Source organism: Paenibacillus sp. FSL H8-0537 (assembly GCF_038051995.1).
GTDB lineage: Bacteria > Bacillota > Bacilli > Paenibacillales > Paenibacillaceae > Pristimantibacillus.
In genome coordinates, this window is record NZ_CP150290.1 from 5,226,634 (window position 1) to 5,243,329 (window position 16,696).

The following is a 16,696-nucleotide window of genomic DNA, read 5'->3' on the forward strand; positions in this document are numbered from 1 at the left end:
CTTGCACCTCCAAGAAGTTTAACTGCATTTGTGGATTGTTATGCTTGCGAAAACGATTAATTGTATTTGTCTGTGTATGCTTTCGCCATAATCGCTTCATCAGAGGTTCCTGCTTTTTTCTTCGTTATGACAGACTCTGGCGTTAACCCAAGCTTCTGAGCTAGTACAAAGGCTTCTGCTACCTGCTGCTCTGTAAACTTTCCTTTTTGAACATATTTACTCAGCTGCTCCTTCGTTATTTGCAGGCGCGGCAAGCTGAGTGAGCCATTCAAAATATCAAGAGAGGCTGAAATCTCCTGCCAGCCTTTGTTTGCCTCAAGCTTTTCCTTCAATAGATCTTCCATCGCTGCCCCGGATACAAAAGAGAGCGTATCTGCAATCATAATGTCATCTGAGCTAAGCTTCGGATTGCTCATCCATTGCTCCAGCTCATCTCCCCCGAAAGCTCTGGGAACGAACGCTTTATGGCTGGAATGATACTGTTTCATGACGGTCTCCCAATCATTCCCCCTCGAGCGCTCTAAAGCTAGCTGCTCCAAATCTTGCATTTTTCCATAGTTTTGGTATAAAAACTCGTAAGCAATAAGCAAATCAGGCAAGCTGCTGCCTGCTGCTGCCAGACGGTCAAGCTCCTTTTGGAATTTCTCATCCACTTGCAGCGTCTTCACCATGCTTTCATAGTTAGCAAGGTTGCGAGCATAAGTGGCCCCATCCGCTTCTTTAATTTGATCCAATGCCGTTTGCGATAGCGACAGGGTTGCAGCATTTTGGAAGGTCTTATTGGTATTGACTGTCGTTTTCTGATCAGTCCATGCATTTTTCGCAAGCACGCTTCCAAGCTGCAGCACTGTGCCAAGTGCAAGTATGACAACTAAGGATTTTGTCATTTTATTAAATTTATATTTCATCGGTAGTCCGCCTTTACGGTCGATTTGGGTTAATAGCCTCTAGTTCCTTCATGACATCAGCCGCTGGGTTGCCAGGCCTAATATCCTCTATAACCGGCAAAGGAACATCGGGTAAAATGTTGTCACCCTTGCTGTCTTTTACATCTATCGATGCTGTCGTTCCCTGCGTCGTTGTCGTCAAATGATCTTTTATACGCGTGTTGTTTTTCTGAATCTGCTCCAGCAGCGCAAGCTCAACACCAGACATTGTAATCATTTCATGGGAAGGGCTGATCATCCGCTTCTCATCTCTTGCTTTTATATAAGCCTCTTGATCAGAAATATATAGGTTCAAATCCAATTCCAATTGCAAAGCCATTAAATATTCATCCAATACAGCTTCCGCGCTGCCTACTTTGCCTTCCAGCAAAAGCATGAAATACACAGCGTCGGCAACGTTGAATTGCTGAAGCAGCTTCTCATAGCGCTCCTGCTGGTCCTCCTCTTTCTTGTCTATGCTTGCCGTGGGAACCTCTACAGCAGGGGCAGGCTGATTGCCGCCCCCCAGCTCCTTCAGTTGAAATTGCAGTCGTTCTGCAAGCATTTTCGCCTCTAAAATAGCCTCATTCTGAAAGCCTTGTGCCTGAAGCTTGCTCGTCACTTCATCCATTCCTGACTCTGCGAGCAGCCCGCTGCGCTTGCTGCGGTCCTCGTCGTTTGCTGCAAGCTTGGTTGACTTCAACTGCTCAAGCACTTCATTCCAAGAAAGTCCCGTGTCTTTCAGCTTCATAATTTCCTCTGCCTTGACACCTGTCATATTGGAAATATCTGCGGCCATCATGCTGTCGCTCTTCATTTCAACGGCAGCTTCTTCTTTATTTGGATTGATTAAATTGTTATCTAGCAGCAATACAAAGGTTTCCGTGATTAAAGCGATGACAACAACAATCGCTACCCATTTGTAATGCTTTTTTAGAAAATGCCTCACATACTCAGCTCCATTTCCATTTCCATTTCCATTTCCGTTTCCTGTTAAACCTTTACGTCAATCATCGTTTGACCTGTTATTTTAGATTTGAAGATGATCGTCGTCACTTCACCCGACCATGATGTGCCCGGCACAATGTTTTGGCTTTTCTTAAAGGTGATGCGTCCCGGTGTGTAAGTGCCCTCCAGATTGGAGCCTGCTATTTTACCGGACTGCGTGTCCAGCGCTGGCGTGAAATCATACAAATCCACGACCTCCAGCGCTGATGCATCATACGTAACGACATACGTTAACTCACTGAAATCCTGCACATTGCTGCCCAGCAGCGACAAATCAAACGTCTTCCCTTTTACACCGTTGACGATATACGAAGGGCTCGTTGTGCTCTTCACAATTGCCGGGCTCCATACCGTCACGCCTGCTTCATTCTTGGCGCGCACGCGGTACGTATGCGAGGTACCGGACTCCAAGCCTGTATCCGTATAGGTAGTTGATGTGCCCGTTGATGCTACGGTCTGGCCATCTACTTCAATGTCGTATCCGCTTGCTCCCTCTACCTGATCCCAGCGCAGCTCAATGCTGTTGTTATTCGCTATTGCATTTACTTCAATATTCCCTTGGAGGGAGTCAGGAAGGGTGGACAACGACAATACGGCGATCCAGTTCGCTGGTGCCCCTTGTTGTTTCAAGCGGATTTTGTACGTATGAAATTCATTCGCCCCGAGCCCTCCATGATGATAGATCGTGTCCAGCCCGTTATCGGTTAGAACGCCATCTACTTCCACCTCATAGTGCGCATCAAATGCCACCGTTTCCCATGATACAGTGATTGATCGATTCGTCACGACAGCCGCTACGTTCGTTAGGGCCAAATCCGATGCTTGTTGATTAGGTAAAGCGGTAAGGGTCACCTTGCTGCCCCATTCACTATGACCGCTTATGTTCACCGCCCGAACCCGGTAAGAATAGGCTTTATTGGATATTAGTCCTGTATGTGCATATTGATTGGTTGTAACGTTCATTATCGTTGAACCGTCAATCTCAATCTCGTAGCTTTCCGCATGCGGTACTTTATACCAGGTCAGCGTGTTGCCGTCCGCTTCGGCTGTAGCGATGAGATTCGTAGGTATGGCAGGCTTTTCAGGATGCGTGACCGTTTCGAGCGGCTCGCTCCACGCGCTTTTGCCACCCGCGTTCGTCGCTCTTATGCGATACGTATGCGGACTTAGCGCCTCCAGCTCCTTATGAAGATAGCTCGTGCGATTGGCATTATCCAAAATCAAGCCGTCTACCTCAATTTCATAACCTGTAGCTCCCGCAACGGGCTCCCAGCTCACGGCCATCTCATGTATCGCCGGCTCTGCTGATAAAGTGCCTGGCTTTTGTGGAGGATAGGGCAGCGTTTGTGAGGTAATCAAGGCGCTCCATTCGCTGATCCCACCTATATTTTTTGCCCGTATCCGGTACGTATGCTGTGTTTCTGGTTCAAGTCCAGCATGTACATAGCGGAGCGCACTTCCTGCATCTAATACAACACCATCTACTTCAATGTCGTAGCTATCTGCTCTAGCGACGATTCCCCAAGTGATCGTCTGTTCCTTCTGGGATGGTGCAACCTCTATTTCCAGCGGAATCGTAGGCGGGTCTGGCAGTGTAAAGGCAGCGAGCAGCGGACTCCAGCTTCCCGCTCCACTTCCATTTTTGACTCGTACCCGGTACGTATGTCTCGTATTTGGCGTGAGCGAGCTATGGAGATACGTGTTCGAAGCGCCATTGTTAATGACCACTCCATCGACTTCAATCTCATATGTGACGGTGCCGCCAATTGCGGGCCATGAAATCCGCAAGTAACGCTGGGATGCTTCTGGCGTTAGCGTTGCTGGCGGGCTTGCCAAGGTTTCTCCGTTCCTTGTGCTGCTCCAAGCTGTTTCCTCTCCTAGTGCATTTTTAGCTTTTGCCTGGTACACGAGTGTTGTATTGGATGCTAATCCAATAACTCGTATTTTCTTATTCGTCGGGGTAAACCATGCGGCCGTGCTGCTTAACCCTCCTGAACCATTCACATACTGAGCGCCAGCTTTTAACTGGTACTGTGTTCCGGTCGGATTTCCATCTTGAAATGTGACCTCAAGGCTGCTTTCATTGGCTTGTCCTAGTACGAAAGATGGGCTTTGCGCCTTTGTTTGAATGCTTTTCGTTTGTGATCCAATATGTCCTACTGCATCTCTCGCTTCAAATTTCACAGTGTAATTCGTATTTGGGATAAGGCTCGTCGCGGTATGCGTACCCGTCGCCAGCCAGTCCGTTGCACTTGTCCCTATTGTGAAACGATGTGGCAGAGCATGCAAGCCTGATATTGCATCCGTTGCTGTTCCCGTTACTTGGATAGTCGTATCCGTTGCTGTTGCCTGAAATACGCCAACTGCTGGAGCATTCTTGTCCACTTGAAAAGCTACCGTTTCCTGAATCGTTTGTGCCCCATCGTTCACTGTAAATTTCATCGTATGCGGGCCCTCACTCAATGATTGGACATTGAGCGCATTAAAGTTTACTTGCTGTGCTGTCGCTGTATTAGAAATGACTTTTGTATCTCTTGGTGTGCTCTCTGCATCTATAAAATAGGAAAGACTAAGATTACCGCTTGCTGAGCCCGTTACGCTTACTGTCGGAATCAAAGATTGCAAATCACTAACCATTTGACCGGAAGTAGGTGTCAAAATGCTTTGCTTCATGGCCGTTTGAATCGTGAAAATAGGGCTATACGCATATTCTCCCCACATTCCGTTATCATTCGCCGATATTCTAACCATCGCTTGATTAGAGGGCCTGTATCTATTTAAATTTAATAAATATTCCCCTTCATGACTGACCTGCCAGGCTGGCACCGTTTCGACATCATCCCACGAATATCCCCCATCTAGTGAGATTTCTATTTTCACCGTACTGGGGGTTATCGTTAACAAAGGTTGAACCTTCCATGTCAAAAGCATAGTTCCCTTATAAACCTCGTTATATCGAGGTCTACTTATTAATACAGGATCATTAGCTGGTTTATAGGTTTTATACACATGTATGGAGCCCATATTTTGTCCATAGCATCCTACTTTTGTTATCTTGATATCCCTAGTAGCACCTCCAGGAACACCTTCTATATCCAAAAAAGGTTCGTTATAAAAACCTTTCAATATAGCATATGAACCGCCAAATATTGCCGGGACGAAGCTTATTTCATATCCGCATCCTAATGGTAAATTGTTTTTATTGCTTGTAAATTCAAGTCTCGTATGATAAACCCCGTACCGAGAATGATTAATATCAAAAATCAAGTTCTCTTTTCCATCCAAGTAGGAACCAGGGACGTTGGAAGAATAAAAATTCTGTTCTCCAAAATTATGACTTGCCACATACGACCAGTTAGGGTTTTTAAGTCCATTATCCGGAGTAATGCTTGCTGCAAAAACACCAGCATTTTGCCCTATGAGCGTTACCAGGAAAAAATATAAGGTTAGTACTGTAATTTTTCTCATTGAACTGTCCCCCACATATGCTATTCCACAATATAAGTAATTTTTGAGTAGTCATTCGTTTTCGCTAGAAACTCAATGCTGTTCACTATCGTTTTGTCGGCATTAATAACCTCAAACACGATTTCTCCAGGCACGAATTTCCGCACCATCATATTGGTACCTTGAATTAAACCAGTTCCCAGCTCTATTTCTGGCGTCATGCCACTAAGATCTAGAACCTCTACTTCAGAAGGCTGATAAGTTACTGTAATCGTTCTTTGTGTTACACCCTGCTTCTTAGGAGCAGCAACAACTACATTGAACTTATTGTCTTTGCCTGGGTTAACAATAATTTCAGGTATTGTATTTTTCTCTACTTTTTCAGACCATTCGCTAGAGCTGCTCCCCGAATGGGATCTAACCCGATAAACATGTCGTGTATTGGATTTCAGCCCCTGATGTACATAGCTGACCCCTGAAATACCTTCAATAAGTGTCCCATCAACTTCAAGATCATAGCTTGCCGCTCCTGTTACCGAAGTCCACTCGACGGTAATTTGATTTGTCTTTGCTACCGTAGAAATAATTTCCGGTACCCCAGCTGAGCTTATAGCTGTAACCGCTTGACTCCATTCTCCTAGAGCGCTGCTCGATTTTGCTCTCACCCGGTACACATGCTTTGATCCCGGAGTAAGCTGTGAGTGTACGTATCGGGTCAAATTTCCGTTATCTACGACTCTTCCATCTACTTCAACGTCATAACCATTTGCACCGACAACACTTTCCCACTCTATGGAAATACTCGTGCTTGCCGAGAGAACTTTATGAATAACGGGAATACCCAGTCCCGTGCTTGCTCTAACCGTATCGCTCCAATCACCGGTCAAATCATTATTTTTCGCTCTTACGCGGTAAACATGGAGCGAATTAGGTGCCAGCCCTGCATGTGTATAGCTAGTCCCATTTGAAACCTCTACTAGCACGCCATCAACAGCGATTTCATAGCTAGTAGCTCCACTGACACTATCCCAGGAAATCGTAATCGCATCATTTGTTGATGCCGCCTTCACATTTTGCACCTTGCCAAGTGATGTTGCTTGTGTAATGATCTCGCTCCAAGGGCCATTCCCCCCTGCATTTCTAGCTCTAATCCGGTAAGTATGCTCCGTAAACGGCAGCAAATCCTTATGAACATACGTTAAATTCAAGCCATTATTTACAATCAGCCCGTCCACTTCGATATCATAGCCAACTGCTCCAATTACTTGATCCCAGGTTACAGTAATAGCTGTGCCCGTAGCTGTAGTGCGTATATTCGAAGGTACTCCCGAAAGTGTTGTACGTGTAATGGAATGGCTCCATTGTCCAATGATGCCATTATTTTTGGCGCGTACCCGGTACGTATGCTCGCCGCTCTGTTCTAAATTTGAGTGCAAATAACTTGTACTGAGGCCATTATCTACAACATTTCCATCCACCTCGATGTCGTAGCCAGTTGCCCCAGAAACCTCATCCCACTCTACTGATATACTGGAGGTGCCAGCTACTGCATGCAGATTTTTCGGGACGGAAGGCAATGTAGCCGCCGTAACTTTCTCGCTCCAATTACTTGCTCCATTGCTATTTTTCGAACGAATTCGGTACGTATGCGATGTGTTAGGCTCTAACTGGTCATGCAAATATTCCGTTCCCGTTATATTGCTTTTAACTGCGCCATCCACCTCAAGATCATAGAAGTCCGCACCAGAAATAGAATCCCAAGTAATATGAATAGACTTATCCGTTGCAGTTGTATTCAGTACACCAGAGGTTCCTGGAAGCGTAGATTTCACAAGTATCGGGCTCCATTGCCCCGGACCGCTTGTATTCACCGCTCTTATTCGGTAGGTTCGCTGGATGTTTGAACTCAGATTTTCTTCAAAATAACGATTCACGTTGCCAATGTTAACGACCGTATTGTAGGTTTCCACCTCATAGCCAGTAGCGCCTCTCACATTTTCCCAAGTCAAGGTTACGGAATCGCTTGTCGATTGCAGCTTAATATCCTCGGGTACGTCCGGCAAAGTCCAAACCTCCGATACAGAAGACCATTCGCCCTTCAAATCGCCGCTCGTCGCTCTGACTCTGTAATAATGCACCGTGCCGGATGGCAGCGGTTCATGAATAAATTCATTATGAATGCCCATTGGATAAATGCTGCCGTCTGTTTCAACCTCGTACCCATCTGCATTAAATGCAGTAGTCCAACCGACCTTCACCGCATTTTCAGTTGGAATTGTCTGAATGGCGGGAGTTGCAAACGGAGATAGCTGACTAGCTGGCACAACCTCTTTCACTCCAGAAGCGCTTTGCCATAATAAAATAGCCTTTGGCGAACCATTACGGCTAACATATTCCATTTGAATGTCAACCTTTTGACCAGCTTCTAGTGCAATAGAGCCAGTAAATAATTTATTTCCTTGCGCTGCCCACTCATCGATAATTAGAGTCCCATTCACATATAATTTGACTCCGCCATTAACATCAGCCTCAAACGTATAGTTCTCTGCATAATAAGGCTGGATTTGTCCGGTCCATCTGACAGAAAACCGTCCATCATTTAGGCCTGTTGAAGATACAGGAGCCTTGCCTTGCAATGCAGGCTGCTCTAGCACCGTCATTTTTTCACCATCCAAATTTTCCTCTGTAAAATATTCCGCCTTTAATCCTGCCGCCAAATATTTCAGCTTTGTTTCCCCTTCAGTACCAACTCCGATATTAATAATCGGTTTCTGATTAGCTGTAATGCCGCCTCCGATGGCAACGATGCCTCCAGTCTCAATATTCAAGTGATTGTTAACATGCATATCGCCTTGAATAAATAAATCTCCACGTTTTACAGAAATATTGGCTTGCTGATTATTGGAAACCAGACTGCCAACTACCATTTCCTCATCAATATTCATATTTACATTTGTATTAATATGAAGACTTCCAGGCACAATAACTCTTCCCGCTTGTACATGAAGCAGGCCGCTATTATAAGTAAGGCTTCCAGCTATGAAATTATCCGCAATCGAGACGCTAGAATTATTATTCAAGTGCAAGGAACCTTTGACCCATAAATTCCCTCCCATTGTCCGAGTGGAATCATTCGGTTTTTTAATATCTATAGTCAGCTCGGTGTTCGCATTCATGCTTCCATTGACGACCAAAGTTCCATAAACCGTAATGGACAGCTTATTGTTCGTATTAATCCCCTCTGCAATGACATAAACCGGTTTTGTAGGCGAGCCCAATGTCAATGAGGAATCTAAATTTAAATGGCCCACCGTTACAGCGACCATATCACTGCTGCTGTTATTGATTGCTGCCTCCAGACCTGAGGCACTGCAGTTATTGCAGGAGATAAATGACGGATTGGATGCCGCCAGACTGCTTTCGAGTGAAGCCATTTCTGCATTCATATACCGGCTAATTTCCGGATTCAAATCGCCTACCCGAATAAAGGGCAGCGCATTATGCTCATTATTTTGATTGCCAGAAATAATAATTTTATTGCCCTGCAGCTTGTTTTGCTCCGCTGGATTTCCAATTTGCGGCTTTGGAATCGTTTGAATAATAGGCTCTAGAGATTTAATCTCGATATACTGAATAGCGGTTGTATCTTCGCTGCTGCCTGCATGGAGCGTCAGTTTCCCGTCAGCAATGACAACCCCCTTATGGAAAGTCACTTGCCCGCCAGCTGGCAGCTCTGTATTCTCCCAAAAAGTGTTTCCCTCGACATTAAGCGTATTATTGCTTTCATATACAGAGCTTCCGACACTGACCTTCACGTTATATCTGCCATTCGGCAGCTCAATCTCCCATTCGCCCCCTTCTTGCACTTGAATAGAAGAGTTTAGAAGCGGAGCATCGTAGGTGCTTCCCGTAACCGTAGACTGCGTATGATCCATATTCCAACCATAGAAGTATCCATTATGTGGACCATACTCATCCCCATGGTCGGCCAAATAGCCATCTGCTGCTAAAGCATCAGCTGCTTTAAACTGAATATTAACGCCTCGAAATGCCGTGGCAGCCTCCGTAGAATCGCTCCAGATCGAAGGCAAGAACAAATGAATGATTAATGACAAGCACAATACTCTTATTACACCTTGCTTAATCTGACTAAAATACATTTGAATATCCTCCTCTATTAAGAAAAACGGCTGTCGCCACCCTCTGGCGGCAAATAAAAAAGACCCATTTACTTTTGGCGGCCCGGCTGTCATACGGCAACCATAATGATGGTTTTCCGTGAAGACCCGTGGCTTTGCGTCCCTGTCTTTCGATCAGGTTTGCCTTTTTCAATTTCAATGGGCTTGTTGATTTTTAAACCAACCTTTGAAATAATAGTTCTTTGTACTTAGTATATCGGTTGGATATTTGAAATTTTATACTACATAAGTCATAAAAATAAATATTTTTATTTATCTCCAGTTAATCCTATTTGAACTCACAATAATCTTCCTTTTCATCTGTTATCTATATCCTAAGTCTTACTATCAACAAAAAAATGCCCAACCCGCAAATCCGCAGGCTGGACATCTACCATCATATTTAAGTTCACTTCCCTATTAATTTAGGTGAAATGATTCAGGCCAATTGACCTACTTCAACCCAAAAGCCTGCTCCAGCTCCGCAATCCTCGACTGCTCCATATGCACAATAGCGCCAATGTTTTTCGCTGAAATGGTTGCTTTCGCGCTGTATTCGGCGACCTCTAGGCGGTCGAAGGCGTTCAGCAGGCTTTGCCCAGTGACGATGACGCAGTCATTTTCGGCAATGACGATGGGTGTGTTCTCCTGAAAAAGCTGTGCCGCCGCCTGCGGCTTCGTATACAAATCTCCATACGGGAGCTTAGGAATATTCCGCAGCAAAATATAGCTTTCCGGAATCGTCCGCGAATCCAGCAGCACCTCCGTCACCGCAAACGCCATAATGTTGGGCGGATGGGCAATAATAACCGAGTTCACATGCGGCTGCGTCTCATAAATATGCTGGTGAAACTGCACCGAGCGGCTAGGCACCTTGCCCACCTCCTTCTTCCCGCCGTCGATGCGTACGAGATCTGCTGGCTCCACATATTTACGGTCCTGATCATACGGCGTAATAATGAAGGAATTTTCACCGACCCGATGGGAAAAGGTCCCCTGTGTGCTCGTAAACAGCCGCTGATCGTAAGAACGCTTAATGAGCTTGCACATCTCCCGGCGTGCTTCCTTCTCCTCACTGCTGTAAAAGTCCGGTACGAACGCCTCCAGCAGCACCTCCCTCGTATCCGCCAGCTGTTCGGCCGCCAGCGTTACTGGCGTCCCAATCCGATTCGCCTGTATCTCCATCCGCGCGCAATATTCCAGCGTCTCGAATCTTTGAAAGGCTTCAAATAAATCGCGGCCGCCTACCACGACGCCGTGGTTTTCCAGCATAATCGTGTTCAAGCCTTCGCTGAATACATCCGCTATATTTTCACCCAGCTCCGCGCTTCCCGGCAAGCCGTATTTCGCCATGCCCACCTCGCCGCAGATCAAATAGTCATTCGGCAGCAGACGGACATTTGGCACTTTACGCACCATGCTGAACGCCACAAGCGCCGGTGGATGTGCATGAACAACCGCCCGAATATCCGGCCTTCTGCGATAAATCATCTGATGGAACGGGTATTCGCTCGATGGCCGGTGATTGCCTGCAATCGTACCGTCAGCCTTCACACAAACGATGTCCTGTCGCGTCAGCTCACCCTTATCAATACCCGCCGGCGTAATCCACAGATCGCCATTATCATCCAAAATCGATAAATTGCCGCCTGAAGTCGTCGTCATGCCATAACCGTAAATGCGCTCCATCATCATGACCAGCTGATCGGAAGGATGTAATAAGGTGAATTCCATTCGCGTGTCCCCCTTTTTCTCGTTCAATATCTTTGTTTATATTGTATTACTTTTGTTTGTTTTTGAAAGTGACTTTTTTTACATTTCCTTTCCTATATTTCAAAAAAAAGAATGCCTCAGGCCCATAGCTAGCCCCGAAGCATTCCCACTTTTCAATCTATATTCAAATCTAAATATTTTTTTGTCCCCTATCCAGCACCCACGCCATATGCAAACTACAGCTTGCGCTCCCGTCTGCGGGCAACGCCCGAAGCATAAGCCGCTTCAATGACCGCCTCTTTGACACGATCTGCCACATGCGGATTAAATATGCTCGGAATGATGTAATATTCATTCAGCTCATCCTCGGTAACCACCGCAGCAATGGCCTCGGCGGCAGCCAGCTTCATCTCCTCTGTCACCCGCGACGCCCGGCAGTCCAATACGCCGCGGAACAATCCGGGGAAGCATAATACATTATTGATCTGGTTCGGATAATCCGACCGTCCCGTCGCAATGACGCGCACAAGGCCTTCCGCTTCCTCCGGCGTTATTTCCGGTGTTGGATTCGCCATTGCGAACACAATGGCATCCTTCGCCATTTTGCGAACATCATCCGCCTTCAGCACGCCTGGCCCCGATACGCCGATAAAAATATCTGCGCCCGCAATGACTTCACTCAGCTTGCCCTGCTCCCGGTTCGGATTCGTATGCTCCGCATACCAGCTCCACGCTTCATGCGCGTAGCTGTTGCCAGCGACGAGTGCGCCGTCACGATCAACCCCGATGATGTTCCGTACACCTGCTGCTAGCAAAATCTTCGTGCAGGCAATACCTGCCGCCCCAACGCCGCACAGTACAACCTTGCAATCCGCAAGCTGCTTGCCAGCAAGCTTGACCGCATTAATAAGACCTGCGAGCAGCACGACCGCTGTACCATGCTGGTCATCGTGGAATACCGGAATGTCCAGCTCCTCAATGAGACGCCTCTCAATTTCGAAGCAGCGCGGCGACGAAATATCTTCGAGATTAATACCACCGAAAGTGGGGGCAATACGCTTAATGGTCGCAATGATTTCTTCCGTATCCTGAGTATCGAGGCAGATCGGGAAAGCATCGACTCCTGCGAGCTGCTTGAACAGCATCGCCTTGCCCTCCATGACCGGCATCGCTGCGAGCGGGCCAATATTGCCAAGCCCTAATACGGCTGTTCCGTCCGATACGACGGCTATCGTATTTCTTTTTATCGTGAGCGAGTGTGCCCGCTTCGGGCTTTCATGTATCGCCATGCAAATATTTGCCACGCCCGGCGTGTACACCCGCGACAAATCATCGCGTGTTTTAATCATCATTTTCGGTGTTACTTCGATTTTGCCGCCAAGATGCATAAGGAAGGTCTGGTCTGATACCTGCAGCACCTTTACGCCTGGCGACTTATTTAATACGCTTACAATTAGTTCTTTGCGCTGCGTATCCGTAATATTGACCGTCACATCACGAATCGTCGATGTTTTGCTTGTCCCGCTTACGTCTACAGCTACAATGTCGCCGCCCGCTTCACCAATTGCCGTAGCAATTCGGCCAAAGGTTGACGTTTCCTTGTCCATTTCCAAACGCAATACGATATTCGTGCTTCCCGTTGCTGGCACCGCCATCCTGACCACACTCCCTTTGCAAACGCTTTAGCGCTTGCTATTTGCCTTCATGATAACGGTTACATGAAAACGTGGGAAGCTTTTGACCATATTGTTGGTTTTGGTCATTTTGGTCTTTGCTGCAATACGTAGCGATTGATTGGACGCCCAACCCCGCCATAGTTGATTTCCAGCATCACATAACCGCTCTTCTCCAAAAAATCCAAGTAGCGCCTCGCCGTTACTCTGGCTATACCGATTCCCTCGGCTGCTTCCTCCGCCGAAACTCCGCCCTCCAAGCGATGCATGACGTCGACGATTTGCCGCAGAGTAACGGCATTCAGCCCTTTCGGCAGGCTGCTTTGCTGCTCATCCAGTCCAGCAAAACCAATTTGCCTTGCTTGTCCTGCTGGCCCAGCCTTTCCGACTATCCCTCCTGGCCCTGTTTGTTCAGCCTGTCCAGCTTCCTGCTGCCCATTACCATGCTTCTGCCCCTGCACCCCGTTTTCCCCACTGAGCAGCATTCGATCCAGCTCCTCTTGGGTGACAGCCTTTTCTTCTGCCAAACCTTCATGGCGGTCGCGGTAACGCTCCAAGGTCTGGCGAATCCGCTCCAGCTTGAAGGGCTTAATAATATAATCCATCGCGCCCCCGCGCAGCATTTCGCGAATCGTCTCCGGATCTTTCGCCGCCGTTACGACAATAACGTCAACGGGCATTGCCGCTGAGCGCAGCTCCCGCAGCGCCGCCAAGCCGTCTAGTGCTGGCATAAATACATCGAGAAACACCAAATCCGGCGCAAGCTCCCGGATGAGGCGCAAGCCCTCCAGCCCATTCCCCGCAATGCCCACGACCTGAAAACCGTCTACTTGCTCAACAAACTGGCGATTAACCTCCTGCACCATGGGATCATCTTCAATAAGCACCACTTTGAAAAAGCTTCCGTCCTGTCCTTTGCTCATGTCCTCCGCTTTCACGTTCATCCGCCAGCCCCTCCCATCGGAAATGTTAGCTCAATAGCCGTACCGCTTCCTAGCTCCGACTGAATACGCAGCACCCCATCGCCCTTATCGACGATACTGCCAACCAAATACAGTCCAATGCCGCGATTATCACTGCCTTTCGTCGTAAAACCCCGTTCAAGCACACGCGACTGCACCTCAATCGTCATGCCGCAGCCATTATCTTCAACAAGAATGGACAGCAGCTCTTCATTCTGCTCCATACTAACATAAATTTCCTTTTCGTGACGCACTACTTGCGCCAGCGCATCAAAAGCATTTTCAATCAAATTGCCGATAAGCAGCACCATATCATGCTGATCCAGCATGACGGGGAATTGCTTTACCTCCATATGAGGATCAAGCTTAACCTGAATGCCCAGCTCCTTGCCCCGGCTGATTTTGCCAAGCAGCAGGCCCGCTAGGCTGTCATCCGCAATATGCTGATGCAGAAACTGCGTCAGCTCCTCCTGCTGGCCGGAAATATCATATACATATTGCAGTGCCTGCTCTTTTTTATCCAGTTGAAGCAGTCCAGCAATCGTGTGCAGCTTGTTGCTATGCTCATGATTTTGCACCCGCAGCGCATCGACGAACTCTCGCACACCCGTCAATTCCTCTGCCATACGTGTCACCTCGGTACGATCTTGAAAAATCGCAATCGCTCCGATCATCTTTCCCTGCTCACGAATCGGAATGCGGTTGCTCCAAATCAGCGTATTGCCCACTCGCAGCTCCTGATTGAACACAGGGCGCTCCAGCTCCATAATTTCCGGCAGCCTTGTATCCGGCAGTACCTCGCGAATCGGCAAACCGACTACGTCACGGGATACGCTGAAAATCTGCTTCGCCCGCTCATTAAAAATCGTAATCAGCTCAAGGCGATCAATCGCAATGACTCCTTCATGCATCGCCTGAAAGGCCGCCGAACGCTCCCCATACATGCGCGCAATTTCATGCGGCTCCAAATTGTACATTTGCCGTTTAATATGCCGGGCAAGCAGCGCTGAACCGAATATCCCAAACAATAAAGCAATCAGCAGCGTAAGCACAATCGAGCTTTTCTGCTCCTCAATAAGCTTCGCCAGCCCGGGCAGCAGCCCGCCCGCCACGACAACACCTACCTGCTCATGCGCCTCATTCATAACCGGGACATATGCGCGCAGGGCAACGCCCGACTCCCCCTTCACCTTCGACATGTAGGTGTGCTCGGCAAACGCCGCATCCGCATCCGATGAAACAAACTTGCCGCCGATCCTCGACGCCAATGGATGCGATAGCCTCGTCCGGTTCATGTCCAGCACGACGACATAGGCCACATTATTAATAATACGGATATTGTCCGCTACAGGCGCAATCCAGCTTGCGCTATCTGGTTCATTGATCTGATTTTTAATGCTAGGCAGCTCGGCAACGGTACGGGCCGTAATCAGCAGCCGCTGTTTAAGCTCGTCCTCCTTCATGCGGGTGACGCTCCCAATGACGACAATGCCACCAATAAGCAGCGAAAGAAGAACGAGTCCGAATGACAGCAATATCATTTTCCAATAAATTCGCAGACGGCTGAGCATCGCTTCTCCTCCCTGTTGCTTCGTTTACGTTTTTTCTCTATTGTGAAATAATAAGGGTAAAATAGCAACTGCGGCAAACGCTGCTAATCTGGCAGGAAAGGGAGTGGATTAAAAATGAAAACCGCAATCGGTATGATCAGCTTTATTGCTGTAGGCTTGCTGGCTGCCATTTTGTTCGGCTTTCGTCCCGAGGCGACTCGTACCCTGCCCTTTGATGAAGAACAGACGGGGCTGAAGGAGAGAATCGTCATTAAGTTCAGCCATGTGGTCGCGGAAAATACACCGAAAGGACTGGCGGCGACCCATTTCGCCAAGCTCGTCAAGGAAAAGACGAATGACGCCGTTGAAATTCAAATATTTCCAAACGGCATGCTGTATACCGAGGATACCGAGGTCGCGGCACTCAAACGTGGAGATATCCAAATGATCTCCCCCTCCTTTTCCAATCTAAGCGCCGTTGATCCCGCATGGCTCGTCATGGATCTGCCCTTTGCTTTTACCGATCAGCAAGCAGTGGATAAGGCGCTTGCTGGCGAGCTTGGCACGCTTTTAGCTGCAGCGATGGAGAAGCATCATATAAAAAGCGTTGCCTTTTGGAGCAACGGCTTCAAGCAAATGACGAACAGCATTCGTCCACTGCGGGTTCCCGAAGATTTTGCAGGTCTGAAATTCCGCATGCTGCCGAGCGATGTCGTCATCAGCCAATTTCAAGCGCTTGGCGCCACTACAGCGAAAATCCCCTTCAACCAAGTATTTGCAAGCTTAAAAAAAGGCATCGTCAATGGACAGGAAAACACAATATCCAACATTTTTACGAAGCAGCTGTTCCAGACGCAGCATTATATGACAATTAGCAATCATGGCTATCTCGGCTATGGGGTAATGTTTAATGAAAGCTTCTGGGACGGGCTCCCCCCGGACATTCAGGCCGAGCTGCAAAGCGCGCTTGCAGACACGACCGAGTGGATGAAGCAAAATACAGCCGCGATGCAGGAGCAGCAGCTTCGTCAGCTCAAGCAATCCAAGGATATTGACATTCATATGCTAACCCCGCAGGAGCGGGAGCAATGGGTGCAAGCTTTTTTGCCGATTTACGACCAATACCGCGACATTATCGGGGAACCGCTGATGAAGGAAATCGCGCGACCGAAATAACCAAAACGAACAATATGACCGTATGCTTGTGACAGAGGCTCTCCTTCTTTTACAATGAGGACG

Annotated in this window: 9 protein-coding genes and 1 riboswitch; of the genes, 1 reads left to right on the forward strand and 8 read right to left on the reverse strand. The window is 47.7% G+C overall.

Annotated elements, in window-relative coordinates; translation table 11 throughout:
- Positions 1-56 precede the first annotated feature (56 nt).
- The 8 genes from MHB80_RS22045 to MHB80_RS22080 form a co-directional block, all read right to left on the reverse strand.
- On the reverse strand, positions 57-908 hold the full coding sequence (locus MHB80_RS22045; protein ID WP_341278994.1) for a hypothetical protein: 852 nt from the start codon (positions 906-908) through the stop codon (positions 57-59).
- A gap of 13 nt (positions 909-921) precedes the next feature.
- On the reverse strand, positions 922-1,875 hold the full coding sequence (locus MHB80_RS22050) for a hypothetical protein (RefSeq protein ID WP_341278995.1): 954 nt from the start codon (positions 1,873-1,875) through the stop codon (positions 922-924).
- Positions 1,876-1,919: 44 nt separating this feature from the next.
- Positions 1,920-4,838, reverse strand: coding sequence for a hypothetical protein (locus MHB80_RS22055; protein ID WP_341278996.1), 2,919 nt, complete (start codon positions 4,836-4,838; stop codon positions 1,920-1,922).
- A gap of 584 nt (positions 4,839-5,422) precedes the next feature.
- Positions 5,423-9,541, reverse strand: a complete 4,119-nt coding sequence (locus tag MHB80_RS22060; protein ID WP_341278997.1) for a PA14 domain-containing protein — start codon at positions 9,539-9,541, stop codon at positions 5,423-5,425.
- 73 nt (positions 9,542-9,614) lie between these two features.
- Positions 9,615-9,715: riboswitch (cyclic di-GMP riboswitch) on the reverse strand.
- 297 nt (positions 9,716-10,012) lie between these two features.
- Positions 10,013-11,293: a class II aldolase/adducin family protein gene (locus MHB80_RS22065; protein WP_341278998.1), complete on the reverse strand. Its 1,281-nt coding sequence runs from the start codon at positions 11,291-11,293 to the stop codon at positions 10,013-10,015.
- A gap of 215 nt (positions 11,294-11,508) precedes the next feature.
- Positions 11,509-12,927 (reverse strand): NAD-dependent malic enzyme, encoded by a 1,419-nt coding sequence (locus MHB80_RS22070; RefSeq protein WP_341278999.1) that lies wholly within the window; start codon positions 12,925-12,927, stop codon positions 11,509-11,511.
- 104 nt (positions 12,928-13,031) lie between these two features.
- Positions 13,032-13,889 (reverse strand): response regulator, encoded by an 858-nt coding sequence (locus tag MHB80_RS22075; RefSeq protein ID WP_341279000.1) that lies wholly within the window; start codon positions 13,887-13,889, stop codon positions 13,032-13,034.
- On the reverse strand, positions 13,886-15,478 hold the full coding sequence (locus tag MHB80_RS22080; RefSeq protein WP_341279001.1) for a sensor histidine kinase: 1,593 nt from the start codon (positions 15,476-15,478) through the stop codon (positions 13,886-13,888). Before MHB80_RS22080 ends, MHB80_RS22075 begins: the two co-directional genes overlap by 4 nt.
- A 114-nt stretch (positions 15,479-15,592) precedes the next feature.
- Here MHB80_RS22080 and MHB80_RS22085 point away from each other — a divergent pair, with 114 nt between their 5' ends.
- Positions 15,593-16,633, forward strand: a complete 1,041-nt coding sequence (locus MHB80_RS22085; protein WP_341279002.1) for a DctP family TRAP transporter solute-binding subunit — start codon at positions 15,593-15,595, stop codon at positions 16,631-16,633.
- The last annotated feature ends 63 nt before the right edge of the window (positions 16,634-16,696 follow it).